The organism is Stenotrophomonas sp. GD03777 (genome assembly GCF_029842485.1).
Lineage (GTDB): Bacteria > Pseudomonadota > Gammaproteobacteria > Xanthomonadales > Xanthomonadaceae > Stenotrophomonas > Stenotrophomonas sepilia.
Window position 1 is genome coordinate 33,016 of the sequence record NZ_JAOCGL010000012.1, and the last position, 26,830, is coordinate 59,845.

21 protein-coding genes and 1 pseudogene are annotated in these 26,830 nt (G+C 64.8%); 13 read left to right on the forward strand and 9 right to left on the reverse strand.

Features of this window, described 5'->3' with window-relative positions:
• From N5E02_RS05045 to N5E02_RS05080, 8 genes and pseudogenes are all read left to right on the forward strand, one after another.
• Positions 1-2,238 carry a hypothetical protein gene (locus N5E02_RS05045; RefSeq protein WP_279945978.1) on the forward strand — a complete coding sequence of 746 codons (2,238 nt, stop codon included), beginning with the start codon at positions 1-3 and terminating at the stop codon, positions 2,236-2,238.
• Positions 2,235-8,822, forward strand: a complete 6,588-nt coding sequence (locus tag N5E02_RS05050; RefSeq protein ID WP_279945979.1) for a hypothetical protein — start codon at positions 2,235-2,237, stop codon at positions 8,820-8,822. Before N5E02_RS05045 ends, N5E02_RS05050 begins: the two co-directional genes overlap by 4 nt.
• A 57-nt stretch (positions 8,823-8,879) precedes the next feature.
• Positions 8,880-10,406, forward strand: a complete 1,527-nt coding sequence (locus tag N5E02_RS05055; protein WP_279945980.1) for a hypothetical protein — start codon at positions 8,880-8,882, stop codon at positions 10,404-10,406.
• Position 10,407: 1 nt separating this feature from the next.
• Positions 10,408-11,601 carry a hypothetical protein gene (locus N5E02_RS05060; RefSeq protein WP_279945981.1) on the forward strand — a complete coding sequence of 398 codons (1,194 nt, stop codon included), beginning with the start codon at positions 10,408-10,410 and terminating at the stop codon, positions 11,599-11,601.
• Complete coding sequence (locus tag N5E02_RS05065; protein WP_279945982.1) at positions 11,598-12,527, forward strand: hypothetical protein; 930 nt, start codon at positions 11,598-11,600, stop codon at positions 12,525-12,527. The genes N5E02_RS05060 and N5E02_RS05065 overlap by 4 nt, the downstream gene beginning before the upstream one ends.
• On the forward strand, positions 12,517-13,092 hold the full coding sequence (locus N5E02_RS05070; protein ID WP_279945983.1) for a hypothetical protein: 576 nt from the start codon (positions 12,517-12,519) through the stop codon (positions 13,090-13,092). The genes N5E02_RS05065 and N5E02_RS05070 overlap by 11 nt, the downstream gene beginning before the upstream one ends.
• A gap of 104 nt (positions 13,093-13,196) precedes the next feature.
• Positions 13,197-13,700 carry a hypothetical protein gene (locus N5E02_RS05075; RefSeq protein WP_100450365.1) on the forward strand — a complete coding sequence of 168 codons (504 nt, stop codon included), beginning with the start codon at positions 13,197-13,199 and terminating at the stop codon, positions 13,698-13,700.
• Between the two features lie 386 nt (positions 13,701-14,086).
• Positions 14,087-15,188, forward strand: a pseudogene (locus N5E02_RS05080) (IS3 family transposase).
• A 372-nt stretch (positions 15,189-15,560) separates the two neighbouring features.
• On the opposite strand, the gene N5E02_RS05085 reads toward N5E02_RS05080, so the two are convergent.
• The 3 genes from N5E02_RS05085 to N5E02_RS05095 all read right to left on the reverse strand — a co-directional run bounded on the left by N5E02_RS05085 (position 15,561) and on the right by N5E02_RS05095 (position 18,020).
• Entirely contained in the window at positions 15,561-16,778 is a 1,218-nt protein-coding gene (locus tag N5E02_RS05085; RefSeq protein WP_279945984.1) for a hypothetical protein, read from the reverse strand.
• A gap of 163 nt (positions 16,779-16,941) precedes the next feature.
• Positions 16,942-17,538, reverse strand: coding sequence for a hypothetical protein (locus N5E02_RS05090; RefSeq protein WP_279945985.1), 597 nt, complete (start codon positions 17,536-17,538; stop codon positions 16,942-16,944).
• Positions 17,535-18,020, reverse strand: a complete 486-nt coding sequence (locus N5E02_RS05095) for a hypothetical protein (protein ID WP_065178165.1) — start codon at positions 18,018-18,020, stop codon at positions 17,535-17,537. The genes N5E02_RS05090 and N5E02_RS05095 overlap by 4 nt, the downstream gene beginning before the upstream one ends.
• Positions 18,021-18,132: 112 nt before the next feature.
• Here N5E02_RS05095 and N5E02_RS05100 point away from each other — a divergent pair, with 112 nt between their 5' ends.
• Positions 18,133-18,333, forward strand: coding sequence for a hypothetical protein (locus N5E02_RS05100; protein WP_279945986.1), 201 nt, complete (start codon positions 18,133-18,135; stop codon positions 18,331-18,333).
• Positions 18,334-18,405: 72 nt separating this feature from the next.
• On the forward strand, positions 18,406-18,651 hold the full coding sequence (locus N5E02_RS05105) for a hypothetical protein (RefSeq protein WP_231114051.1): 246 nt from the start codon (positions 18,406-18,408) through the stop codon (positions 18,649-18,651).
• 678 nt (positions 18,652-19,329) lie between these two features.
• Here N5E02_RS05105 and N5E02_RS05110 read toward each other — a convergent pair.
• Positions 19,330-19,668, reverse strand: coding sequence for a hypothetical protein (locus N5E02_RS05110; RefSeq protein WP_065178166.1), 339 nt, complete (start codon positions 19,666-19,668; stop codon positions 19,330-19,332).
• A 173-nt stretch (positions 19,669-19,841) separates the two neighbouring features.
• On the opposite strand from N5E02_RS05110, the gene N5E02_RS05115 reads away from it, so the two are divergent.
• Entirely contained in the window at positions 19,842-20,681 is an 840-nt protein-coding gene (locus N5E02_RS05115) for an alpha/beta hydrolase-fold protein (protein ID WP_065178167.1), read from the forward strand.
• Positions 20,682-20,763: 82 nt separating this feature from the next.
• Positions 20,764-21,702 carry an alpha/beta hydrolase-fold protein gene (locus N5E02_RS05120; RefSeq protein WP_279945987.1) on the forward strand — a complete coding sequence of 313 codons (939 nt, stop codon included), beginning with the start codon at positions 20,764-20,766 and terminating at the stop codon, positions 21,700-21,702.
• 76 nt (positions 21,703-21,778) lie between these two features.
• Here N5E02_RS05120 and N5E02_RS05125 read toward each other — a convergent pair whose 3' ends face one another.
• Positions 21,779-22,201, reverse strand: a complete 423-nt coding sequence (locus tag N5E02_RS05125; RefSeq protein WP_005418495.1) for a response regulator — start codon at positions 22,199-22,201, stop codon at positions 21,779-21,781.
• A gap of 92 nt (positions 22,202-22,293) precedes the next feature.
• On the reverse strand, positions 22,294-23,061 hold the full coding sequence (locus tag N5E02_RS05130) for a CPBP family intramembrane glutamic endopeptidase (protein WP_164230209.1): 768 nt from the start codon (positions 23,059-23,061) through the stop codon (positions 22,294-22,296).
• Between the two features lie 149 nt (positions 23,062-23,210).
• Between N5E02_RS05130 and N5E02_RS05135 the strand changes: the two genes are divergently transcribed.
• Positions 23,211-23,513 (forward strand): zf-TFIIB domain-containing protein, encoded by a 303-nt coding sequence (locus tag N5E02_RS05135; RefSeq protein ID WP_053499357.1) that lies wholly within the window; start codon positions 23,211-23,213, stop codon positions 23,511-23,513.
• Between the two features lie 76 nt (positions 23,514-23,589).
• On the opposite strand, the gene N5E02_RS05140 is transcribed toward N5E02_RS05135, so the two are convergent.
• The 3 genes from N5E02_RS05140 to N5E02_RS05150 all read right to left on the reverse strand — a co-directional run.
• Positions 23,590-24,102 carry a GNAT family N-acetyltransferase gene (locus N5E02_RS05140; RefSeq protein WP_065178171.1) on the reverse strand — a complete coding sequence of 171 codons (513 nt, stop codon included), beginning with the start codon at positions 24,100-24,102 and terminating at the stop codon, positions 23,590-23,592.
• Between the two features lie 81 nt (positions 24,103-24,183).
• A complete protein-coding gene (locus N5E02_RS05145; protein ID WP_164093319.1) occupies positions 24,184-25,209 on the reverse strand; it encodes a copper resistance protein B in 1,026 nt (341 codons plus the stop codon).
• On the reverse strand, positions 25,206-26,830 hold a 1,625-nt coding region (locus N5E02_RS05150), incomplete at its 5' end, for a copper resistance system multicopper oxidase (RefSeq protein WP_279945990.1). The genes N5E02_RS05145 and N5E02_RS05150, both read right to left, overlap by 4 nt.

Sequence of the window (26,830 nt, forward strand, 5' to 3'; positions counted from 1 at the left end):
ATGGCGACCCTGATCCCCCGCACCAGCGGGCCGCAGGTCGAGGCCCAGCTGGGTCCGCAGGTCCGCAACACCGCACAGGTCGACCTGTCGCCGCTCAGCCGTACCGCAGGTGCCGTTGACCAAGCGGCGGCCGACCTGTTCCAGCGGCAGAAGGACAGCGCAGACCTGACCGCCGTCATGGACGCCCGTCTGGAGCTTTCAAACTGGGAGGGCAATGCGTTCAACCCGGGCAATCCGGATGGCATCGCGAAGTACCAGGGCAAGAACGCGCTGCAGGCGAATGAGGCACTGCTGGGCGATCTGGATCAGCGCGTGTCCAGCCTCCGGGCGACCCTGTCCCGCGACCAGCAGCAGAAATTCGACCAGGTTGCCTTCAGCTTTCGGGACTCGGTGCAGAGCCGGCTCAACAACTACGCCGACCGCGAATACAGCGCTTACGAGCGCACCCGCCTGAAGGCCAGCCTGGACAACATCGGCCAGGACGCCGTCAGCGCCGGCATGTCCGGCGACTTTGGGCTGGCCGACGTGCGGCTGCAGGAAGCCGTGGGCATCGCCAGCGCCGCCTATCAGACGCAGGGCATGGGCGCGGAAGCGATCAAGGCCAGCGAGCGCGGCATCGTATCGTCCGTGCGCAAGCAGACGGCTGCGGCGATGGCCACCCGCGACCCGTTTGCGGCAGAGGACTACTATCACCGCTACGCGGACCAGATGACGCCGGAGGACCGCGCGCAGGTCGAGCGCACGCTGTACCCGGTGGTGAAGGACCGCGCGGCCTATGAACTGGCCCAGTCGCTGGCCGATGGCCGCGGTGCGGTCGAACCGTTGCCGGCGCCAGCGGCAAGGGGCACACCCTCTGCAGCAATCGCCAAGGCGATCGATGATGCCGCGAAGGCCGAGGGGCTGGACGCAGCAGGTCGCGCGGATCTGTATGCGCTGGCCGAACAGGAATCGGGATTCCGCGCCGACGCCGTCAACCCTGAAGTGCTGGACGACGGCGACCAGGCCACCGGTTTGTTCCAGTACCGCGCAACCAGCGCCGGCGGCATCGACCGCAAGGACGCTGCGGCGTCTGCTCGTCGCGCAGCGCGTGAGTACAAGGAACGGCTGGCCAAGGGCGGCCGGGCGTTCGCCATTGCCGCTCATTTCGCTGGGGAGGGTGGGGCCGATGCGGTGGTGAACCGTGGCCGCTCAGCGCAGAACCCCAAGACGGCGCTGTACGTGCGGCAGGTGATGGGCCGCTCCGCGCGGTGGGCGACCGAGGGCACGCAGGTGGCTGGCGCTGCAGCATCGTCGCCAGGTGCGGCAGCACCAGCACCGTCGACGCTGGCCGATGCCATTGCTGCGATCCCGCGCACCATGCCGCCGGACCAGCGTGCTGCCACTGAAGGCTACCTGCGCGACATCTACGCGCAGCGCAAGGACAGGCTGGAGCAGGCGAAGAAGGCTGCGGCCATGTCGATCTACGACAAGGTGGCTGCCGCCGGCGCGAGTGTCCCGCTGTCACAGGTACTGGCGCCGGCCGAGCTGGCGCTGGTGGGACAGGACCCCGCTCTGTATGAGTCGGTGAATCGCTATCGCAAGATCGTCTCTGAAGGTGCCACCGTGCAGGACGATCCCGCGACCTTGGAGAGCATCCAGCGCATGCAGGCGCTGCAGCCTAATGAGTTCGCCAAGCTGCCGCTCGGCCAGTACGCCGACAAGCTCAGTGGCAAGACGCTGAAGTCGCTGGCGGAGGACCAGACGAAGGCCAACGACCCAGCCAAACGTGCTGACTGGATGACCGACAACCAGCGCCTGGAGCGTGGTTTCCAGATGCTTGGTTTCGGGAAGGACACGGATGTGTCGGGCAGCGGTTCTCAGGCCAAGAACGCACCACGCGACGCACTGCGGGGCGAGTTCCGCATCGCCTACCAGAACGCACAGACCGAGTTTGTGCAGTCCACTGGCAAGAAGCCGACCCCTGAGCAGGCGGACGTGCTGCTGTCGGCCACTGCCAGGCAATTTGCCCAGAACCTGCAGGCTGGCCGACTCGGCGCGATCCAGGAGAAGGACGGGAAGTTCAAGAACAACCCGAAGGTGAAGGTGGGTCTCTACAACAGCGCAGCGCAGTTCGACCTGAGCGTTACGCAGGAAGAACGAGACGAAGCGCGACAGACCTACATCGCGAAGTATGGGCGGAACCCGACCGACGCCGACATTACCCGCGGCATCATCAAGCAGAGGGGCAGCAACAAATGAAGGACTGGGACACCGTTTGGGACGAGGTGGAGGTCGAGCGCAAGATTGCCCTACGGGCCGCCTACACCGGCACCCGCCAGAAGCCAGAAGAAGCCGCGCGCGCGAACCAGCTGTCGGACCAGCTTGGCCATCCCTTCGGCGTCGTGGCGGCGAACCTCGCCGACTACGAGCAGGACGCGCGCCGGCAGGAGATCGACGACGCCGGCCGCGCGTCGCCCCACGTAGGCGATTTCCTCAGCGATCCGCGCCGCATGGCGCTGGCCAGCGATGAGGCCCCGAAGCTGGCCACCTATGCCAACTCGCTGGTGACCGGCGAGGCCCGCGCGACTGCAGAGCCGAACATCCTGGAGCAGGTCATCGGCGGCATCGTCAGCGGCTGGCAGCGCGGCAAGGCCAATGCACTGTCCCTGCTGCCTGATGGCCCGGCTGTGATGGATCCGGCGACCGGCCGCATGACCACGGATCGCTCGGCCGAGGAAGCGGCACTGCGCGCAGACCTGGAACGCAAGGCGCAGGCTGCGGAGGTGACCAGCGCCAGCACCACCCGTGGTTTCGAGGCCTTCGACCGGGCGAACAAGGCGGGCAGCTTCAGCGGTGCTGTGCGGGAGCTGGCCGGCGGCGGCAGCGACACACTGGGCGCCATTGCGGTCACGCTGGGGCAGTCCATCGGTATGGGCGCCCCGGGTCTGGCACTGACCGCAGCCACTGGCGGCGGTAGCCGCGTGGTGACGGCTGCCTCTGCCGGTACCGGTTCGGGCCTGACCGAGTTCGGCGCCAGCATCGCCGACGCCATGCAGGACGCGAAGGTCGACCCGACCGACGCCTACGCCGTTGGCCAGTTCCTGCGCGACCCGCAGAAGATGGCCGCCGCGCGCGACAAGGCGGCCAAGCGCGGCGTGGCGATCGGCGTGTTCGACGCGCTGACTGCCGGCGTGGCGGGCCACTTCATCAACAACGCCCGACGCAGCGCGTCCTCGGCGATCCTGCGCACCGGCGCCGAGGCCGGCGTCCAGCTGGGTGGCGGAGCGGCCGGCGAGGCCACGGCGCAGCTGCTGACCGAGGAACGCCTGAAGTGGGGCGACATCATCATGGAGGGCCTGGCCGAGGTCCCCACCGGTGCGGTCGAGGTGCACGCCAACTACCGTGCTGCGCGCGCGTCCGGGCAGGTGCGGTGGATCAACGAGCGCCTGGACCAGGTGATGCAGTCGGGCCAGAGCAACGACCGGCTGCGCGCTGCCACCGAGCTTGCCGGCGAGCTGAAACTGGGGGAACGCTCGCCGGAGGACATGAAGGCGCTGACGGCGCAGGTGGCCGGCGAAGACGCGCGCGTGTATCTGGACGCTGACCAGGCGCAGACGCTGTTCCAGTCCGCACCGCAGGTACTGCAGGACATGGTTGGCGGCGAGTCGGCGCTGGCCGAGCAGCTGGCGACCGGTCAGGTCGTGATCCCAATGGCCGAGTGGATGGCTGCTGTCCCGCGGCTGCCGAACCGCGACGAGATCCTGCGCAACGCTCGCACGACCGCAGACGGGTTGTCGCCCGCGGAGCTGGAATCGCTCGACATCGATGCGATGGCCCGCGAGCTTGGCGTGCCGCTAGACGCGCCGGCACCGGACCAGGCCGCAGCGAATGCCCGCGCGCAGGTGCAGCAGTCGGTCATGGCGCAGCTGGTTGGAACCGAGCGCTACACCCCGGCCCAAGCCGAGAGCCAGGCACAGTTGTGGGGCGCGATGTTCGGCCGCCTGGGCGAGGTCACGGGGCAGGATCCGGTGGCGCTGTACGAACGCTATGCCGCCGGCATCGAGGCAGCCGAGGCGCCGGCAGAGGGCGGCGAGAACCAGCCGCGCACGCTGATGCAGCGGGGCATGGATGCGCTGCGCAGCCTGTTCGGCCGGCCGCAGGTGGCCACCGACGGCCGCGGCCAGCAGACCATCGAGCGTTATGGCAGCGCCTATGTGCAGCGCGCCGGCCAGTGGCTGCTGGCGGACGAACGGGGGCAGGCGCGCGATTTCCTGACGCTGGGCCAGGCCCGCACCGAGGCCGAACGCACCGGCGGCGAGATCGTGCAAGACGACCCGATTGACGGTCAGCGGCAGACCTGGAGCGTGGCGCTGCCGGATACCGCTGCGCGCGAGGTGCTGGCCGGAGACATCCTGTTCCAGCCGACCCGCACTGACGAAGTGCCCACCGGCCTTGCCCCCGATACGCCGGTGCCGGTGATCGAACTGGAGCCCACCACCGGCAACCCGGCCGAGTGGTTCACCGAGTCGAACGAGCTGATGCGCACGCAGCAGGACGGCACCGAGGTCACCGCACCGGATGGGCAGCCCGTGCGCTTCGCATCCCGCGGCCGGAAGAAGGTCATGTCCAAGGGCCGCCGTGACCCGCTGCGCCAGGCGGTCGCACGGGAGCTGCCGGCGCTGGTGGAGTCGGCCCCAATCCACGCCACCTCGGTCGACACGGACGACAAGACGGTTTCCTACGCCTACGCGGCATCGGCGGTCCAATACGACGGCCAGGTCTACCCGGTTCGCTTGGTCTACAGGGTGGGTAACGACGGTGTCCGCCGCGCCTACGATTTCGAGGGCTTTGAAATAGGAAACCCCGACGGCCTCGGCAGCGAAGCGCTGCGCCAATCGGGGTCTGACGTCGGTGCCATGGAGCGGGCCGGCACGGCCGAGTCCGAGTTGCGTACCCGCGGTCTGCCGACGTCGGGGCTGACGCTATCAGAGGTCCTGCCGGCTTTCAACGCCCGGCCGTTCTTCCAGTCGTCTGAGGCGGCCCCCCGGGGGCAGATTCAGATTGGCCAGGGCCGGTCGATGCAGATCAGCCTGTTCAGGGGGGCGGACCTGTCCACCTTCCTGCACGAATCGGGGCACTTCTTCTTGGAGGTCTACCGCGACTTGGCCACGGCAGAGGACGCTGCCCCCCAGCTGCGCTCCGACCTGGACGCATTGCTGAAATGGTTCGGTGTCGAGTCGGCGGACCAGATCGGCGTCGATCAGCACGAACAGTTCGCCCGGGGCTTCGAGGCCTACCTTGGCGAGGGCAGGGCGCCGACGCCTGAGCTGCAGTCCGTTTTCAGCCAGTTCAAGCAGTGGATCCTCGGCGTCTACCGCAGCCTGCGGAATCTGGACGTGGAGCTGACCGACGAAGTGCGCGGCGTGTTCGACCGCATGCTGGCCAGCCAGGAAGAGATCGATGCGGCGCAGGCCCGGGTCGGCTTCGAGCCCATCGCGCGCGACCTGGCCGAAGCGCAGGCGCTGGGCATGACCGAGCGGCAGTTCGCGGACTATCAGGCGCAGGTGGCCGCCGCGCGCGAGCAGGCTGAGGCTGACCTGATGGCGCAGCTGCAGGAAGCCGATGCACGCGCCCGGGAGCGCTGGTGGAAGGACGAGCTGGCCAACATCCGCAGCGAGGTAGAGGCGGAGGTCGAGGCCACGCCGATCGTGCGCGCCTACCGCGTGCTGACCGGGCGCAAGGAAGCCGCCGGCGAGCCCGTGCCGGAGCAGCTGCAGGGCCTGAAGCTGGACCGCGCGGTGCTGGCGGCGACCTACGGCGATGGCCTGCTGGGCAAGATGGGCCGGGTCTACGCGCGCAAGGGCGGAACCCATCCCGAAGAGGTGGCAGCCATGCTGGGCTTCACATCCGCCGACGAGCTGGTGCAGGGCCTGTGGACGGTACGGCAGACCCTGGCCGGCGTGAACGCGGAGGCCGATGCGCGGATGCAGGCGCGCCACGGCGACCCGATGACCGACGGAACGCTGCCGCAGCGGGCCCTGGATGCGGTTCACGGCAGCCGCAAGATCCAGCTGCTGGAGCGGGAGCTGGGTATGCTGGCAGACCTGGCCAAGGAGCCCCGGCCGAACCGGCGCGAGCTGAAGGCCGTTGCGCAGGCGCTCCTGGCTGAGAAGACCGCGCGCCAGATCCGACCGAACGAATACCTGGTAGCCGAGCGAAAGGCTGCCCGCGCGGCGGCGCAGGCGGCGGCCAAGGGGAAGTTTGCCGATGCCCTGCAGGCGAAGCGGCAGCAGGCCCTGAACGCCGTTCTGTTCGCCGAAGCCCGCGCTGTGCAGCAGGAGGTCGAGTCGAAGGTTGGCTACATCCGCCGGCAGATGACCCCGCAGGCCCGCGAGCGGCTGGGCAAGGCGGGCGCCGACTACCTGGAAGCGATGGACACCATCGCCGACACCTACGAGTTCCGCGACGTGTCCGGCCGGGCCGTTGCGCGCCGCCAGAGCCTGCGGCAGTGGGTGGAAGCCCGCCAGGCCGAGGACGACCTGACCGCCGTAAGCGATGCGCTGCTGGCCCGGGTCGAAGCGGAAAGCGTGACGAACTATGCCGATTTGCCGATTACCGAGTTCCGCGAGCTGCACGACGCGGTGACCAACATCGCGCGGCTGGCCAAGCTGAAGAACAAGCTGCTGAGCAACAAGGACCAGCGCGACTGGGAGAGCGCGCAGGCGGAGCTGGCCGGCGCCATCCGCGGTGCGATCGCCGAAGGTAGGCCGCTGCCGCTCTCGGATGCGGACCTGACGGCGATGCAGAAGGTGGGCGCGACCTACACCGGCCTGATGGACTGGGTGCTGCGGCCGGAGACGGTGGTCGAGTGGTTGGACGGCGGCGAGACCGGGCCGTGGCACGACTTCCTCTGGAACCAAGCCGAGGCAGCGCAGCAGCAGCGGATTGAGTTGCGCAACCGCGTCGGCGGCATGCTGGAGCAGACCATGAAGGCCCTGACCCCGGCGCAGCGGGCGGACCTGAACCGACTGGTGTACGTGCCGAGCCTGGGGCGCTCGCTGTCGAAAAACACGATCGTGGCCGTGGCCCTGAACATGGGCAACGCTGGCAATCGCGACAAGCTGATGCGCGGCGGATTCATCGGCAAGAACGCCGAAGTGGTTCAGTTCACCCCGCAGAACATCGCGGAAATGCTGAGTCACCTCACGCCGGCGGACGCACAGATGGTGCAGGGCATCTGGGATGCGGTGAACAGCCTGTGGCCGGACATCGTGGAGCAGCAGCGCCGACTGTCGGGTGTCGCGCCTGAGCAGGTCGAGCCGATGCCGCTGATCTTCACCGCGGCCGATGGCTCGACAGTCAGCCTGCGCGGCGCGTACTACCCGGCGGTGTACGACCCGCGGGCAGGCGCCGGCGGCGTCAAGCAGGCGCGCGCGGCCGAGGAACAGATCATGGGCGGCACCTTCAGCCGCGCCATGACGAGTAAGGGGCACACGAAGGAGCGCACCGGGTATGCAGCGCCGATGCTGTTGGACTACCACCGTGTGCTGTCGCGCCACCTCAATGACGTGATCACCGACGTCTCCCACCGCGGCTACGTGAAGCAGGCGCTGCGGGTGCTGGAAGACCAGGAGCTGAAGAACCTGATCCAGCAGCGGCTGTCGGAGGGCGCCTATCACGCGCTCTACGGGAGCGTGAAGAACGCGGTGCGCGGCGCATCGGTGTCGGAACCCGGCTCCAGCATGGCCGAGAAGATCGGCGACGCCGTCCTGACGAACACTGCAGTGGCCGCACTGGGCTTCCGCCTGCCGCTGGTGTTCGCCAACACCGTGGTGGCGCCGATCCAGGCGGCGGCGCGCGTTGATCCGAAGTACCTGGCCACCGGTTACGCGGCGTACTACCGCAACCCCGGCAAGATGACCGAGATGATTCACTCGCTGTCGCCCTTCATGGAGGAACGCGCCAACTCGCTGGATTCGTCGTATCAGGTGGTGCTGGGCAAGCTGTCGGGGAAGCGTGGCATTCGCGCGGCGGCTATGAAGATGGCCATGGAGGTGCATCGCTGGACGGTGCCGCTGGCCGAGCGCGCGATCTGGCTGGGGCGCTACCAGCAGGCACAGGCGCAGGGCGCCAGCGTCGACGAGGCTGTGCGCCTGGCCGACAAGTCGATCCGCACCACCCAGCAGGCCGGCGCACCGAAGGACCTGAGCGCCGCCGAGCGCGACCCGCGCTACAAGTGGGTTCGCATGTTCATCGGCCCGATGATCATCATGAACAACCGTTTGCAGGAGTCGGGTTTGCGCGGCTTGTACCTGGGGCGCGTGCAGTCGCCGGCGCGCGCGCTCGGCACGTGGTTGTCGGCCGGTGTCCTGTCCAACGCCGTGTTCGAACTGCTGATGATGCGTGGCCCTGACGGTGGGGACGACGACGAGAAGGGCTGGGACGACTGGGGCAGCTGGCTTGCGCGGAAGACGCTGCTGTTCCCGTTCCAGACCATCCCGCTGCTGCGTGACGTTGCCGGCGGCATCGATGCGGCGATCGAGGGCAAGCCGAGCATGGGCCGACCCAACCCGATCGTGGACGCCGGTGTCGCGCTGGCAAAGTTCGGCCAGGCCGCGTGGAAGGAGGGCAGGGACTGGGTTGCCGACGATGACGAGCCCGACGCCGAGAAGCTGATCAAGACCGGCGTGCGCGCAGCTGGCCCGCTGACTGGCATCCCCAGCAACCAGATGCTGACCACCGGTGAATACCTCTACGACGTGGGCACTGGCCAGTACACCCCGGACAACCCAGCAGAGGCGGCCGCATACCTCATGTATCGCCGACCCAAGGACGAGCAGTAATCGACCACACCCAGCCCCGCAGAAGCGGGGCTTCTTCTTTCTGGAGCCGATGCACCCATGACCATTTCCGCCAACGACCGCCGTAAGACCTACGTGGGGAACGGCGTCGCTACCGCGTTCCCCGGGCCGCGCGCATTCCTGGCCTCGCATATCCAGGTGTTCACCGGCACGCATCCGGTATACAGCCTGGTGCCGCCATCGCAGTACACGGTGACCGGACTGCGGGCGAACACCAGCACGATCACCTTCAATGCCGCCCCTGCGCTGAACCTGGACATCCTGGTCCTGCGCACGGTGCCGATGGACCAGCCGGCCGACATCACCAACCAGGGTGCGTTTCTGCCGGAGATCCACGAAGACGCCTTCGACTACCGTGTGATGCAGCTGCAGCAGCTGCTCGATAGCGGCATGCAGCTGATACAGGACCCGGAGAGCGGTGAGTTCGTATGGGACGCCAAGGGCAGCCGCATCATCAGGGTGGGCGATGCGAAGGGCGATGCCGATGCGGTGAACTTCCGCACCGTGCTGGTGCTGATCGAACAGATCCAGAACGGCGGCGGGTCGGTAGGTATAGCGCCGAAGTTCTGGGCGTTTGAGGGCGATGGCGAGGTGACCGACTTCCCGCTGGCAGGTGCCGACGTGCTGGATCCCCTGTTCTATGACACGGCGCTGGAGAAGACGGCCGGGGCTGGGGACTACCTGGTATCGAAGCCCGGCGACTTCCAGATTCTGCCTGGCGGCGAGGGTGTGGCTCCGGCAATTCGATTCACGACGGCGCCAGCCGATGGGCAGCGAGGCTTTACCACCCTGCGCGGTTATGCCCGGCCTTGGATCGGTGAAACCCCGATCTACACAGTCGCGCCGCGCATCGTGAGCGTCACCGGCAACACGACCTTGGCCGGCGACATGCACAACACGCTGATCCTCGCCAACTCGCCCAATCCGATTACGATCACGATCCGCGCCAACACGGGCAGCGCGATCGACTGGAAGGAGGGGCAGTTCTTCTCGGTCCAGCAGGTGGGCGTCGGTCAGGTCACGCTGGCGATCGAGGGCGGAGGGCAGCTGTCAGTGCCGGATCTCTTCCAGCCGAAGTCGCGTGCGAGGGGATGCATCTTCAGTGCAACCTGCACAGCGCCCGATGCCGACGCGTGGTCAACTGCCGGTGATCTGCTGCGAAGCGCCGCAAACCCCGACCTGCAGTCGTTTGTCCTACCCGATCGATCTGCCCTCATCGGGACGAACATTACAGCCGGAACGGGGAAGGGCTCGCTGGTCCTGCCCTATGGTGTGGCGCTGTCGCCGGTGGCGCAGCGCGGCATCTACGCCAGCTTGTCAGAAGCGCAGGCCACCGGTGTGCCGCTGACGGTCGACGTGAAGCGAAACGGCACCAGCATCCTCAACGTGAAGCTCACGTTCGACAACGGCGAGCGTTCTACGCTGACCGCCGCGTTGCCGCCGACGTTTGTCCCTGGCGGCGACCTGCTGGCTGCCGGCGACGAAATCACGATCGATGTCCAGCAGGTAGGCACGGCCGGCGCCAAGGGCCTGCAGGTGTACCTGGTCGGCCAGAGGTCCAGCTGACATGTCGGCGCGCATCTACGACCGGCCGGACCTCGATCAACGCAGTCGGCTGCTGCCGCTGCTGGTGGTCGGTGACCTGCCGAAGGCGCTGCCGTTAGTGGCCTACGAGGGGCGCCTGCAGATCTACAACGCCGTGGGCGGCTGCACGGTGCGCCAGATCGACGGCGACCGGCTGCCGCCGGGTCATCAGCTGTACGTTGACCAGGCCACAAAGCAGGTGGTGCTGACCTGGCCGGCCTACCAAGCAGGCGCCGCGCCGATCGCCAACCCCGGATTCGAAAGCGGCCCGACAGGCTGGGACACCGGCGCGGGCTGGGTGATCGCAACCGAGAACCCGCCCACCGGGCAGTGGGCCGCCGGCTACAACAACAACCGGGGCGAGTCGATCATTTCCAGCACCTCGCGGTATGAGGTCTATCCGGGGCAGCGCACGGCGGCGAAGTGCAAGGTGCGCCAGGGTGCGTCGGCCGAGGGCAACGCCGGCGCCTCGGTCCTGCTCGAGTACCGGGACCAGGACGGCCAGGTTGTCGGCCGGGTGGAAGGCAACCGGGTCATGTCGGCCAGCAAGAACCGGGTGTACGACTCCAACGTGGTCGGTATCGCGCCCGCCGGCGCCGCCACGATCAACATTGCCGGCAACGGAATCCGGTACCGCGAAAACAAGATCCTGTTCGTCGACGACTTCGAATGGGATCACACCGTCGCGGCCGTCGGCCTGGACCATGAGGCCGAGTACCGCCTGACCCTGCAGGTCAGCGACTCCGCCGGCCGCACTGCCATCTGGCGCGGATTCATCGGTGACCACTCGGTGTTCTTCACCAGCAAGCCCTACGCAGTCTATGCCGTGGAAGGGGCAGACGGCGGAATCGGGGTTTCTGGAGGGGCGATTCGGATTCCCCCCCAAGCATTCGTCCTCGAAGGGGCGGACGGCGCGATTTCCATCGCGTCAGGTCAGTTGCGAACGCCCCTGGCCCTGCTTTTGGCGCCTGTCGAATCGGTTGATGCCGGAGGGGTCTCAATTTCCGCAGGAACGCTGAGGCAGATACAACGCTCCTATGCCATCCCGGTGGAGGGTATCGACGCCTCGACGGTGACCCTGAGCAGCGGCTCCATGAAGCGCGTCTTGATTTCAACCGAAATGACACCCGAAGGTGTCGATGCATCTACCACTATCTCCGGAGGAACCCTCGCATGAACGCAGAACTCAGCATCAACACCACCGCAGCCGGACGCTTTCAGATCGAGGCTTTCCGTGTCGACTCGGAGGGTGTGGAGATCCCCGGCTCGCGGCGGATAGCAGCCGAATGGTTCCCCAACCTCATTACGAACGCCGGCCTTGATCGAATGGGGAGCGTGGGCGACTACATGAGCAGCTGCATGGTGGGTTCCGGCAACGCGGCGCCTGCTGAAACCGACACTGCGCTGCAGGCAAGAGTTGCTTCTACCAGCAACATCAACGTTCAAAGCAATAACTCGAATGTGAGCCCTCGCTATGGCTGGAGGCGCCGCACGTTTCGATTCGCCGCAGGTGCTGCAGCAGGCAACCTGTCGGAGGTAGGCGTAGGTTGGACAAGTACCGCGGTCTTCAGTCGCGCTCTGATCCTCGATGGCAGCGGAAACCCTACGACCATTACCGTCCTGAGCGACGAGGTCTTGGATGTGACGTATGAACTTCGGTTCTACATTTCCGAGGCTGACGTGAATTTCAATGTCGATATCAGTGGGACGACATACGCTTGCGTTGCACGCCCGGCAAACCTTGGAGAAGACATCAGTACGCAGATCGGAACCATCGAAATCTGTGTTAACACTCAAGACCGGGCAAACGGTGTTCGAGCCTTTGAAACGCAGGTGCTGGGCGCCGTTACTGGCCAGCCGGCGGGGCCAGATGCTTCCCCGCTGGCCTTTTCAAACAGCACCTATGTAAATGGCACCCGCTACAAAGAGACGGTAGTCACTGCTGGGCTCAATTCGGGAAACTTCTCGACCGGCCTCGGCTCGATTCGAGTAGACAACTCGTTCTGCGATTGGCAGATAAATTTCACCCCGAAGATCCCCAAAGATGCGACGAAGGTCCTGACCCTCAACGTGCGCAGCGCATGGAGTCGCCATGTTCCCTGATCTGGCGTTGTCTAGCGTCCCTCTGCAGGGCGACTTCGTGGAGAAGGTCAATGCGCGCCGCGCCCCCCTGATCGACTACGAGATGGGGGGCACCGCGCCAGGCGACGCGAGTGCAGGCCTGCTGGTTCGCCTATGGACCATCGAAATCAAGGGCGACGATGCGGTCCTGAGCGCTGACGGGGTTGCTCCGGTTGTCCTGTTCAGCCGGCCCGGCATGACCGAGATCGCCCTGGCCTTCGATCAGAACATGCGGGCGCATGTCGCCTTCGTGCAGTCCGGCCTGGCTTGGCTGTGGTGGTACGACAGCCAGGTGAACCAGATGGCGTTCACCAGCTTCCCAGGCATGAGCAACCCCAGGCTGGCCACCGACGAGAAGCGGGACGCCGAGCTGGCGGTGTCCGACGTGGTCCTGTCCTACATGAGCGCCGGCAATCTGTGCTGCCGGATCCAGCGGGAGCGGTTCGCGGTCGAGCATGTCCTGACCGCGGCGCCCGGACTGCAGCTGGTGTCGGTGGCCAGGAACACCGGCAACCGGCTGCAGTGGGAGTGCTTCCCGATCGCCTGACCGGGGCTGGTAGGGTCGAGTCAGGCTCGGCTCTGCCCGAACGATTCAGGGAGGTGGCCGGACCGTTCGCAGGATCTGCGACGGCCGGCCGTATCCTTCCGGCCATGCGCTCTTCCCATGGCTTCCGCACCGCCCCGATCCCCTCTGGCTGGGTCCAGACCGGTGAGCGCTGGGCGCTTTGGTACAACGGCCGCGAGACGGCCAGCGTCACGCCCGACGGTGGTCCTGGGGTCCGGCTATGGATGGAAGGCCAGAAGATGTGGCAGGTGAAGGAAGTGCGCGCGGCCAACGTCCGGCAGGCGAAGCGGTACGCCGAGCGCTGGTGTGCGGCCAGGCTCTATCCCGATCTGCCCCTGCGCCAAGCGGTGGCCCGGCTGACCGACAGCACCCCGATCCAGCCCGAGCCGCCACTGCCCGGCCTGCCGCCGACCCGTGAGCAGCAGCAACAGGCCCGGCGCTTGGCCGAGGCTGGGGCGAAGGAGGTCGAGCGGATCAAGGCGGCGCTCGAACCGCGCAAGCCGCCGGCAGAGACGAAACCCCGCGCGAGGGACGTCCGCACCAAGGCGTGGGTAAGGGCGGGGCTGCAGCAGATGCGGCGGGGAGTCTGACCTGCCCGATGGCGCTCCGCAACGAGGGGAGGCGCCAAGCCACACAAGGGTTTCAGGGCGCCGTTGCAGATAGTGTTGCGGAGCGGATTTTGCGACCAAAGCCTTGTGCCGCAATGGTTCTTCGTCAGACTTTTAATCTTTTGGTCGAAGGTTCGAATCCTTCACGGCCCACCAATTGCATCAACGACTTAGGCGCCCTTTTGGGCGCCTTTTTCTTTTGCTCCTGAAAACCCTACCGAACACTTCGGGAGAGATGCAGGTTTCACGACAGGCAAGCGATGATCGTATCTATCGCGCATGGCGGCGCTCTTGTGCCCCCGACGTCCCTCAGGTTTTGAGTAGCACGGCGATTTGGAGTTCAATCCCCGACAAGCCGGAGATTGGACATGAAGAAGCGCTTTTCCGAAGAACAGATCATCGGCTTCCCACGCGAGGCAGAGGCCGGCATGGCGGTGAAGGACCTGTGCCGTCGACATGGCTTCAGCGAGGCCTCGTACCAACTGTGGCGCAGCAAGTTCGGTGGCATGAGCGTGCCCGACGCCAAGCGGTTGAAGGACCTGGAAGCCGAGAACGTCCGGCTGAAGAAGTTGCTGGCCGAGCAGCTGTTCGAGAACGATCTGATCAAGGACGCGCTGCGAAAAAAGTAGCGGACCCGCCGGTGCGGCGTGCGCTGGTGCGGCAGTGGGTGCAGCGCGGGGCAAGCGAGCGCCGTGCCCTGGCGATCATCGGGATGAGTGCCAGCGCGCTGCGCTATGTCCGGCGCGAGGATCGCAACGTTGAATTGAGCGAGCGCATCCTGGCCTTGGCGTATCGGCACAAGCGCTACGGCGTCGGAATGATCTACCTGAAGCTGCCGCAGGAAGGACGCATCGTGAACTACAAGCGCATGGAATGGCTGTATCAGGCGCAGCAGCTGCAGGTCAGGCGGCGCAAGCGCAAAAAGGTGGCGGTCGGCGAGCGGCAGCCACTGCTGCGCCCGGCCCGGCCCAACCATGTGTGGTCGATGAACTTCGTGTTCGACCGTACGGCCGAAGGCCGGGTCATCAAGTGCTTGGTGATCGTCGATGACGCCACATACCAAGTCGTGGCAATCGAGGTGGAACGTGCGATTTCCGGGCACGGCGTCTCGCGTGTGCTGGACCAGCTGGCCTCGCTGCGCGGCTTGCCGCAGGTGATCGGTACCGACAACGGCAAGGAATTCTGCGGCAGGTGATAGTGAGCTGGGCCCACGCACGTGGCGTGAAGCTTCGCCTGATCCAGCCCTGCAAGCCGAACCAGAACGCCTATGTGAAATCGTTCAACGGTCGCCTGCACGACGAATGCCTCAACGAGCACTGGTTCCCAACGCTGCTACACGCCCGCACCGAGATCGAGCGATGGCGTCGAGAATACAACGAGGAACGCCCCAAGGACGCCATCGGCGGCATGATACCGGCCGCCTACGCCAAACATCTGGCCAACATCGATATCATCAACCCCGGACTCTAAACCCGACCACTACTCACGGCGGGGGGGGGCGTCGCCCGGCGATCAAATTATTCACGCCAATTTCGGTACAGGCCCAGGACGAATACCCGCCTTACGCCGGAGGCGTCTTACTCATCCAACTGAACTTGAGCGGCGATCTGATGCGCGAGTACCAACTTCTTAAAGGTAAGCGCGTCAGTATGACTGGAACGCTTTACCATTCGCATACTGGGCGGCACCAGACGCCTGTATTGATCACTGCCACTGGTATTGCTGAGTCGGAAGAAGGGCTGGTGGACCGGGCGCGTTCACTCGAGCAATTAAAAATCGATCTCAGATTTCCGGCTGAGCATGCTGGCTTTGCATCCTCAGCCGGACGTTTCGTTGGAGCGACTAACCGCCTGCCTCCAGCCCTAATGCGCTGACTGCGCCCCAGGGCATCGCGGAGACTCCCTTGCAGCTTCCGTCTTTCAGGCTTGCCTTAGCGACAATGACGTATCCATTGTCTCCGAAGAAGATAGCGGCACCGCTATCTCCAAATCCGCACGCCAGTGACGATCCTTCGATGCGTATCCAAGCGTCCGCGCATGGAAGGTTTCCGGTTGGACCGCATGCGAGCTCGGGCCTGTGCTTGATGCTCACGACAGTTCCGCAGGTGTATTGGCTGGTGACGCCTCTGAAGCACATGCTCTGGCCTTGAGTAGCGTTGGTCCACATGTACATGATGCGGCGCCTACTGTAATCCGAAGTTGAGGTGGAATACACCTCCCGGAGCGGTGTGTGTGACCCCACCGTATGCCACTGAACGTCGTGGCTCGCATCATTGATCTGGTCCACGAACGTCAGCGGCACGGTGTACTTCCCTGCGCCGGTTGCGTAGTTTCCATAGATCAGATTGTCGGGGCAATGCGCCGCAGTGGTGATACCCCTTCGTCCAGTGGCCTTATGAATAACCGGAAATCCTGAGGTGCAGTAGCTATTGTTGGATTGGAGGGGGGCGCCGCCAACAACATACTCCGCGTTGACTGACTTCGGCATGTTGGGGCGGACTTCAATCTTGAGACCGGTGACTCTTTCAAGCTTCTTGATTGTATCCTTCAACTCTTCTGCTTGGCGGCTGTCGCCGTTTATGTCAATCAGCACCCGTTCTTCGCCTGGGAACCCAGTCGTCCCCGTGATGCCTGGTATGGCGCTGTGAAGAAGAGGTCTGTGCTTAGCAAGGAGCGCGTAAAACTCGTCCTGGGTGTACTTGTGACCAACCTCGAACACCACGCGGGTCGTCCCGCTCTCGGTGTTGATCGTTCGATCCGCGACTGGATCTGGCCCCTTGAGCTGCACCAGGATGTGTTGATCTGGCGCGTCTTTGATCGACAGTTCCGTTAGACGATCTGCGAACTCGATACGCAACGCTTCAATATCCGACATCACCTCACCTTGAACCGCTAGGCGCGTGATTGCTTCGTCTATCGAGACCGTAGGGTGTTCACTCATGTAGCTGTGAATTTGAATCTGCATCTCCTTGCCTTCCTGCGTGTCAGCGTCAGGCACCTGCGCCAAAGCACAGGTGGATACAAGAAGTGCTGCGGAGCATCCTAGAACCTTCCGTTTCATGCGACATCTCCAGAGTCTGCAACAAATCATCGAGGCGTTGACATGCCTCGATGCGCGAGCCTAGCACTGTCTCCCCTCGGGCACTGAGACGTAACTCACAAGCTTCATTGGAGTGATTGTGCACCCTGATGTCTGTACTGTGGGGGTGTTCGTATACGCGTCTTTAGATGTGCTGAAGCACTTCATAGATTAGGCGATTGGTCCCTTGCCTAAGAATTTCGTACACACCCAGCCGCTCCTGCTGCTCGCGAAACAAGTCAATCATTCGCTCTACTTCATTCCGGCTGTATGAGTTGTACTTCCTCATAGTGTCCAGCTGCATGAAGTCGTCGGCGTGCAGGTTGTCGATAGTGGCGACTTCGATGACGGCATCCTTGCCGCCGAAGATTCTATCCACGGTCTTTCTTGCCATTGGCTGGCTACCAATGTGGATTTGATAGTTGCGAAGCATCCGCATGAAATGAAGAAGTGGACTTGCGCTGCTCGTAATCCTATAGGCGTGTCCTGCGTTCTTCATTGCTTCTTCTATGCCCACGAATTCGGTCAGCGCGGCCCGCACATGCATTGCTACGTGGAGGGCGGCTGGCACCCCGTCGCGAATTGGGATATCTGAGCCGCCCGAAAGAAAGAGCATATAAAGGGCGGATGTCGCCCTCTCGTAGAGCTGAGGCACTTGTTGCGGTGCGCTTGGCGGTGGTCGCCAAAATATGTCGCCCTCAGTAATGTCCGGATAGTCGTTGAAATCCAATTGAGCCTTCATGCGCCCATAGCCTTGACGATTTGCATGGTGATATCGACCACTCCCGGTTCGTTCAATAGCGAGCGGCGAACGTGAAGCGTGTGAGCGTTTGTGTGCGAGTTGTAGCGGCTAACCCTTTTCACTACGTCCAATGGAATAAGGGCGGCGTATTCAACTTTCAAAGAGCTGTTGTAGACCACGGCTGCGAGGTGGTCGAATGGATCAGACGCCAAGTTCCGCAACGCGCTCAACTGTGTGCTGCGGTTGGTTGCGGTTAGTCGCCTGCCTTTGATCTGATACCGCGTCCCGTCCTGGCCAACTGCATCAAAACCGGCCTGGGAGCCCACGGCCAATTTTGCGTTGAGGGCACGCGCCACCAATGTTTCCGTGTAGTCCGCCACGGGATTGTTTGATGAGCGCACGACGCCTCTTTGTCGAAGCGCTTCCATGACCAGACAGTGGAGGTCCAGCAGCTGCCTATCCGTAAATTCATCCGTATCCATCGCGCACTCCGTGTCCACCACGCCCGCCCTGTTGGGATTGTCATCATATCCGCCTGAGCGTGGCTTCCACCCATTGACCCGCTAGACTGGGCTACTAACGAAAGGGGGTTCTATGGCTGGTATCGTGGGGGTGCTCGTTCTGCTGCTTGTGCTCGCAGTTTTGTTCAGCATTGCGTCATCCAGAGAGAAAGTGATCCGTGAGCTGGGTGAGCAGTCGGCCCAGCAGGGCAGGGACATTGCAGCGCTGCGTCAGGTGATGGACGCGGTTGCGGATCGCGTGCTATTGAGCCGAGAGCAGCGACGGGTGAAGTAGTTTGATGAACTGCCGCCATTCGTCCTGGATGACTTCAAAGCCCTCAGCGCCGGTTCCGAGCGCGAGTTGATCATGGCTTGTGGTGGCGGTGACGACGCCGAGGTCATGGGTTTGCACTATCGGCACGAGCGGCTTGAGTTTTGCACCGATGGCGAAAAGGACACGGTTGCCTACGGCGTTGCTCGCCCTTGGGCAACGATCGAGGATCGTCCGGTGAAGATCTATCTCAATCAGTACGCGCTCACATCAAAAATTGTCGGCTTGGATCGGGACGGTTTCGTCAAGCTCGTCCCCTATAAGGCACGGTTGCCCCAGTGAGAGGATTTGCTTCCGCATCGCCTTGAAAGGGCACTTCCATGCAGCGGGCAGTAGCCGCGCCAGTCAACACCGATTTTGGGTTGCAACAGGCCCTGCATTGCAGGGCTTTTTGCTTTCTTACGCGGCCTGTTCAAACGCGTGTTCGTAGTAGGGGCGCTGCGGATCGTCCATCGCCATTTGCAGTTCATCCATATGTTTAGGGTCGGGAGTTGAGCCAGGTGTCCAACCATTCGCTCTTGAGGTTGATGACGGTGCGATCGTGGCCCACCTCAGCCACTTCCGGCATTGGGTCATCGGTCACGGCAGGGGGGCGTCGGGACGTCGCCAAGATTCTGGAATGGCAGGAGAGGGTCCGGGGCAACCGGCTGGCCAAGGCCGACCAGGATCCGTCATTCGGGGGGATGGGGTAGGCCTTGTTGAGGCAACTGGAGGGGGAGGAAATCCGTTCCGCAAAATTCCTGCGCCCGTTGTGGCTCAAGGCTTACAAGCGCCCGCCTTAAAGATTGAAGTGGAACGAGTGGCGGCGTAACCCATTGAAAGTAATGAAATTACCCAGTTACTCTTAATCTTTTGGTCGAAGGTTCGAATCCTTCGCGGCCCACCATTGCATCCCATGACCCAGGTCATTCAGAAAGGCATCGCAATGCGGTGCCTTCTTTGTTGCCTGGTCCAGGGCCTCTACTTCGTCCGCATTCCCTTGGCTTTCGCGGCCGCCGCGTCGGCAGCTTCTTGTGCAGCCGTCGCTGCCGCATTCGCGGAACGCACGGCTTCCGCTTGAGCCGCGTCAAAGTCAGCCCGGCGCTGCGCGCTGATCCGGCGTTCCAGTTCTGAATATGCGACGTAGCTCTCCGGATGCTTCGCGACGCAGGCCTGCTGCAGCAGCGGGATCGCGTGGTCGGACAATCCCGGTTGGAGGTGGGCGAGCAGGCAGTCCGCATATGCTGCGGATGCTGGCGGAGTGCTGCTGGCCTGAGGTGAGGTGGCGGCAAGGGCGGTGGCGATCAATACACTCAACATGGGAACCTCCTTGTGGATATGAGCGTGGCGGTGACCAGTCCGTGAGCCATGGTGCGCGTTGCATGACCATCACCGACTCCATGGTGCTCCAGTTCCGGTCGATCGGCAAAGTGCCGCGAACGACAGTGCCTCCGGCGGTCTATGCTCAGCGCTTTCCCAATATGGACCGCCCCATGCGTCTGATCGTGCTGTCGCTGTTGTTGTCCGCTGTCTCCGCCGCGCCGCTGATGGCTGCAGAAACCGCGCCGCCCGCTGCCGCCTTGCCTCTGGTCATCGGCGAGACCTTCACCATCGAATCGAAGGCGCTGGGCGAAACCCGCCGCATTAACGTCTACCGCCCGCAGCCATGGGGCTTGGATCCGAAAGCGCCGCTGCCGGTGCTCTACATGCCCGACGGCGGCATCGGCGAGGACTTCCTGCATGTGGCTGGGCTGGTGCAGGTGCTGACCGGCAACGGCAGCATGCGCCCGTTCCTGCTGGTCGGCATCGAGAACACCGAGCGCCGCCGCGACATGACCGGCCCCAGCAACGACCCGCAGGACCAGAAGATCGCGCCACGCATTGGTGGCTCGGCGGCCTACCGCACGTTCCTGCGCGATGAACTGATGCCGCAGGTGCGCCAGCGCTACCCGACTACCGACGAGCGCGCGTTGATCGGCGAGTCGCTGGCTGGCCTGTTCGTGGTCGAGACGCTGCTGCAGGAGCCGACGCTGTTCAACAGCTACATCGCGCTGGACCCCAGCCTGTGGTGGAACCGTGGCGCAATGCTGGCCGGCGCAGCCAAACAGCTGCCGGCGGTGACGCGTGCGCAGCCGCGCGTATTCCTGGCCAGCAGTGGGCAGCCGGAGCTGGCCGCATCCACTGCACGACTGGCCGAGTTGCTGCAGCAGGCTTCGCCGTCGCCGCTGGTGAAGTACCTGCCGTTGCCGGAAGAAACCCACGCTACGATCTATCATCCGGCCGCACTGCAGGCGCTGCGCACACTGTTCCCGGCGCCGCCGGCCTCGCCCTGACCGCACTGGCACCGGGCTGCACGCCATGCAAGGATGCGGCAGCGGTGCCATGCGGTGCGCCGCCCGCAACGGGAGAGTGTGGATGCAGCGTGTGCGTGGATGGAGTGTGGCGGCCTGCCTGGCCGTGAGTGGCTGTGCGATGTCGGTGGCGCCGCCGGCAGCGCAGAGTGAAGCGAAGGAGAGCCCGGCCGCCGCTGTGTCGGGTGTGGTGCTGCCGGATACCGATGCGCTGCGCGTGCACGATCCGGTGGGCCGCGATTACCCGATCTGGGTAGCGCTGCCGGCTGACTACGCTGCGCATCCGGAGAAACGCTACCCGGTGCTGTATGTGACCGACGCGCTGTACAGCTTCCCGCTGGTGCGCAGCGTGCGCAACATGGTGGGGCAGAAGGGCGTCAACATCGAGGATTTCATCCTGGTCGGGCTGCCGCCGCAGGAAGGCCTGACGTCCAAGCAGAGCCGCTCGCGCGATTACACGCCCAGCGATCCGATGCGCACCGATCCGCGTGACTACAGCGACGACGTCAGCTACGGCGGCGCGGCACATTACCGCGATTTCCTCGCCGAGCGCGTACTGCCGATGATCGATGCACGCTACCGCACCGATCCGTCGCGGCGCGCCTATGCCGGTCATTCCTATGGCGGCCTGTTTGGCGCCTACGTGCTGACCACGCGCCCGGACATGTTCCACAGCTACATCCTGTCAAGCCCGTCGCTGTGGTTCGACAACCATCGGGTGCCGCGCATGCAGGCCGAGGCCAAGGCGCCCACGCAGCCGACCACGGTGGTGCTGTCGATCGGCAGCTTCGAAACGGTGAAGCCGGAGCCGCGCTATTTCACCCGCAACGACATGCTGCGCCACAACGCCGAGTTCGCCGAGCAGCTGCGCGCCAGCGGGCATTCGTTGAAGGTGGAGAACATGGTGATCGACGACGAGGACCACTTCACCGTGTATCCGGACATGATCACCCGCGCGCTGCTGAAGGTGTTCCCGGGTACCGGACCGTACAGCAGCGGTTGAAGGTGGGCGCCATCCACGCATGGCGTCGATCTACTGCAAGAACCCGGTAGATCCACGCCATGTGTGGATCAACGCCTCACGCTGCCTGCGCATCCGGCCCGATCAATACGCCCACATCGGCGTGCCGGAAGCACAGGCGGATGGCGTCGAGCAGCTCGCTCATGTTGTAGGGCTTGGGCAGGAAATGAATGCCGTCGCGCAGCTGCGGCAGCACCTGGTGCTGGTCCATGCCCGACGTCACCAGGATCGGCAGCTGGGGATACAGGCCGCGGACCCGGTTGGCAGCTTCAATGCCGCTGATCGGGCCCAGGTTGACGTCGGTGAACAGCAGGTCGAAACGCTCACCTGCGGCCAGCAGGCCCAATGCTGCTTCGGCAGAGCTCACGCCCACCACGTGGCAGGCCTGGCTTTCCAGCGCAAGACGGCTCAGCTCGCGGGTTTCCTCTGCGTCCTCGATCAGCAGGACGCGGGGTTCAACGTGGCGCTTGGACAGCAACATGGCGCTACAGCTCCGGAAAGCAGCAATGAAAAGGCGCGCAAGTATGCGCAAGCCGGGGGTGATCCCGGCGTGCACGGCAGGCTAAGTGAGCGTTACAGCAGGCGCGGGCGTCGCTGGCGTACCTGCCAGGCCAGCACCGCCACCGCCAGCAGCGCGGCGCCGATACGCAGGCTGGTGGCCTGCCAGCCCAGCGCGACGGCGTCGTCGAGGTTGAACACGTTCCACGCCATGTTCATCGATACATGCAGCACCAGGCCGCACCACAGGGTGTCGCCGTCCAGATGGTCAAGCCAAGCGAAGATGAAGCCGCCCAGTGCGATGACCGCGCCGACGAACAGGGCAGTGCCGCCGCCGTCGAAGCCGCCGAAGCCCAGCCAGTGCACCCAACCGAACAGCAGCGCCTGCGGCAGCGCAAGCAGGGACCATGGGCCACGCATGAGCTTCACCAGCAGCACGAAGCCGAGGCCACGGAACAGCACTTCTTCGGCCAGTGGGAACAGCACGGCGAGCATCGTCGCATCGAGTGCGGTCAGTGCGGTGTTGGGCGTGCCCAGCACCGCCAGGCCCAGCCAGCAGGGCAGGCTGGCCAGCAGCACCCAAAACGGGCCGCGCCAGTCGTTCCCGTGCAGCCCCAGGCTGGCCATCAGGCCCACCCCACGCGGGCGCAGCAGTGCGGCCAGGAGCAGCGCCAGCAGGACGGCCAGTGCGTTGTCCAGCAGGCTGCCGCCGTAGGGCATAGGCAAGGCGGGAATCGGCGCGCCTGCGGCCGCAGCGACATCGCGCAGATTCAGGCCAACGCCGACGCCGAGCAGCACCAGCAGCAGGCGCGCGGCGTTGGGCAGGCGGGACAGGACGGTCATGCACGCACTCCCTGCGGAACCAGCGTGGAGTGTGGAAGGCGGCCGGGACGCTGGCACGCGCCGGAAGTCTGTGTGCCATCGGTCATGTGTTGCCGCACAGTCATCGGTGGGCAGGTAGAGTCGTTGCCAGACCTTCAGGAGCCATGCCCATGCTGTGCCCCGTGTGCAAGACCCAGACCCTGCAGATGGCCGAGCGCCATGGCATCGAGATCGATTACTGCCCCGGCTGCCGTGGCGTGTGGCTGGACCGTGGCGAGCTGGACAAGATCATCGAACGCGCCGGCGCTGCGCTGCCGCCGCCGGCACCTGTGCAGGCGCAGCCGGCGACCACGCCGCCGCCGGTGATGCATCGTGATACCCGCCACTTGGGCCAGCGCTACGAGGACAACCGGGGCCACGGATACAAGAAAAAGAAAAAGGACAGCTTCCTGTCTGAGTTGTTCGATTTCTAGTTGTAGCGTCGAGCCATGCTCGACTGGATGTTGCCGCCTATAGTCGAGCAAGCTCGACTCTACATGGAGCGCGTGATCACGTCCGCCGCAGGATGAACTCGCGGTCGCGCGTATCCCCGACGATGAAGTCGTACTCGCCGACCTTGCTGCAGCCATAGCGCGCGTAGAAGCGCTGCGCGCCGAAGTTCTCCTCCCAGACGCCCACCCACAGGGTGCGGCGGTGCGGTTGGTCCAGCCAGGCCATGAACGCGTCCATCAGGCGTGCACCATGGCCGCCGTTCTGGTGTGCGGCCAGGATGTAGAACCGCTTCAGTTCGATGTCGCCTTCGCGGGCCTCGGCATGCGGCAGGGTGTTGGCACCAGCAGCCAGGTAGCCGACCACGTTGTTGCCGTCCACCAGCAGCCAGATCGCGCTGCGCGGGTCGGACAGTTCGGCGCGCTGCGGTTCGCTGCTGTAGTGCGCCTGCAGGAAATCCTGCAGCTCCTGCGCCGGGTACGAGTCGCCCCAGGTTTCGTTGTAGGTGGCAATCGCGATGGCCGACAGGGCGTCGATATCGGCAAGGGTGGCGCGGCGGATCTGCAGCGACATGGCGGAGCCTGCATTGGAACGTGGCGCAGTGTAGCCGGCCCCGGCGGCTGCCGGGGCTGGCCAATGCTCACGAACCGCTGCTCAGAACCACATGCGCACGCCCGCCACCCAGCGAGTGTCGCGTGCGTGGTCGCCAGCATGATCGGCGGTGTCGCCAAACGTGCGCTCGTGGCTGATGCCGATGTACGGCGCGAAACGACGGCTGAACTCATAACGCAGGCGCAGCCCGGCTTCAACCTTGTTCAGTCCGCGACCGATGCCGTACTCCGGCTCATCCTTGGCTGCGACGGTGGCTTCCAGCAGCGGCTGCAGGATCAGGCGGTTGGTCAGCAGCACGTCGTACTCGACCTCGGCCTTGGCCAGCACCTGACCACCGGAACCCATGTACAGCGTCGCCGAGCTTTCGAACTTGTACGGCGCCAGGCCCTGGATGCCGATGGCCGCCCAGGTGCGCGAGTCGGCCGGCCGGAAGTCCTGGCGCACGCCGATCAGCACGTCCCACCACGGCGATACGCTGCGACCATACAGTGCTTCCAGTGACGACGATTCCGTGCTGCCGCGGCTGCGTTCGCCATCGGTGCGCAACCACAGGCGGTTGATGTTGCCACCGATCCAGCCGGTGGCCTCCCAGGCCTGGCCGGTGCTGTTCTTGCCGTCCCAGTGTTCGAGGCGATCGATCAGCAGCAGGCTGTTGATCTGTGGTGCATGCTCCATCGCACCATGCGCGATCGGAGGGAAGGCGGCAGCGCGGTCGGCATCGGTGGGAACCGGGATCGGCTCGCGCGGTTCGATCGGTGCGGGCGTGCCGTGACCCATGGCGGCGTGATCCATCGTGGAATGGTCCATCGCCGCTGGCTGCATCGCGCCATGGTCCATCTTCGAGTGGTCCATCGTGGAGTGGTCCATGCCGGCCTGACCCGCCGCACCCATGTTCATCTTCGAATGATCCATCTTCGAGTGATCGACCGGTTCGGCCGGGGTCTTCGCGGTCTTCGGCGGCGGGTCCATCGTGCCCATGTCATGCCCGGGATGCGACTGCGCGAACACCGGCAATGCGGTGGCCAGGCCCAGGGCCAGCAGGCTGGGGGAAAGCAGTGAGCGGCTCATTCTTCGATCCTCACTTCGCGCATCATGCCCGCTTCCATGTGGTACAGCAGATGGCAGTGGTAGGCCCAGCGACCGAGCGCATCGGCACGCACGCGGTAACTGCGGCGGGTGCCGGGTGGCATGTCGATGGTGTGCTTGCGCAGCTGGAATTCGCCCTGCGCGTTCTCCAGATCACTCCACACGCCGTGCAGGTGGATCGGGTGCTGCATCATGGTGTCGTTGACCAATACTATGCGCATGCGCTCGCCGTAGTTCAGTCGCAGCGGCTCGGCGCTGGCGAACGGAATGCCATCGAATGACCAGGAGAACTTCTCCATGTGGCCGGTCAGGTGCAGCTCGATCTCGCGGCTCGGCTCGCGGCCATCGGGGTCCTCGAACAGGCTGCGCATCGCGCCGTAGGTGAGTACCTGGCGACCGTTGTCGCGCAGGCCGATGCCGGGATCGTCCAGCTTCGGTTCGGTGGCCGAGCTCTGCATGTCCACCAGCGGGTTGTTGCGCTCACTGGCCGGGTGCTTCGGTGCCTTGCTGGCGGCATCGCTACCGCCGTGCGCACCGTGGCCCATGCTGGCGCCGCAGCCGCCTTCCATGCCCTTCATCGCGGCCATGTCGTGGCCACCATGGCCACCACTACCCATGTCGTGCCCCATGTCGCTCATCGTCAGCAACGGGCGTGGGTCGCGCGCGGGAATCGGTGCCTGCAGGCCATGGCGGACTGCCAGCGTTCCGGCGGCAAAGCCGGTACGGCCCATGTCCTGGCAGAAGATGGTGAACGCATCCTGCCCGGTCGGTTCCACCAGCACGTCGTAGGTTTCGGCCGGCGCGATGCGGAACTCGTCGATGCTGACCGGATGGATGTACTGGCCGTCGGCGGCGACCACGGTCATTTTCAGGCCGGGAATGCGCACGTCGAAGTAGGTCATCGAGGCGCCGTTGATGAAGCGCAGCAGCACTTTCTCGCCGCTGCGGAACAGCCCGGTCCAGTTGCCGGCCGGCGCGGTGCCATTCATCAGGTAGGTGTAGGTGTGCGCATTGATGTCGGAGATGTCGGTGGGCGTCATCCGCATCCGCCCCCACATGCCACGGTCGGACAACGCGGCCGACCAACCGTCGCGCTTCACGTCACGCAGGAAGTCGGGCAGGGTGCGCTTGTAGTAGTTGTCATGCTCGGCGAGCTTCTTCATGCGCCGGAACAGCGCGCCGGGGTCCATGTCGGTCCAGTCGGACAGCAGGATCACGTGCTCGCGGTCGTGGTGGTAGGGCGCCGGCTCGGCCGGGTCGATGATCAGCGCTCCGTACAGGCCGGCCTGCTCCTGGAACATCGAGTGGCTGTGGTACCAGTAGGTACCCGACTGCTTCAGTTCGAAGTGGTAGTGGTAGGTCTCACCGGGGCCGATGCCATTGAAGCTCAGTCCCGGCACACCGTCCATGTTCGCAGGCAGCAGGATGCCGTGCCAATGGATCGAGGTCGGGTGGCGTTCCAGGGTGTTGCGCACGAACAGGTCCACGGTCTGGCCTTCGCGCCAGCGCAGGATCGGTGCCGGCAGCGATCCATTGACGGTGATCGCCGGACGGGTGCGGCCAGTGAAGTTGGCCAGCGATTCGCCGATGGCCAGTTCGATGC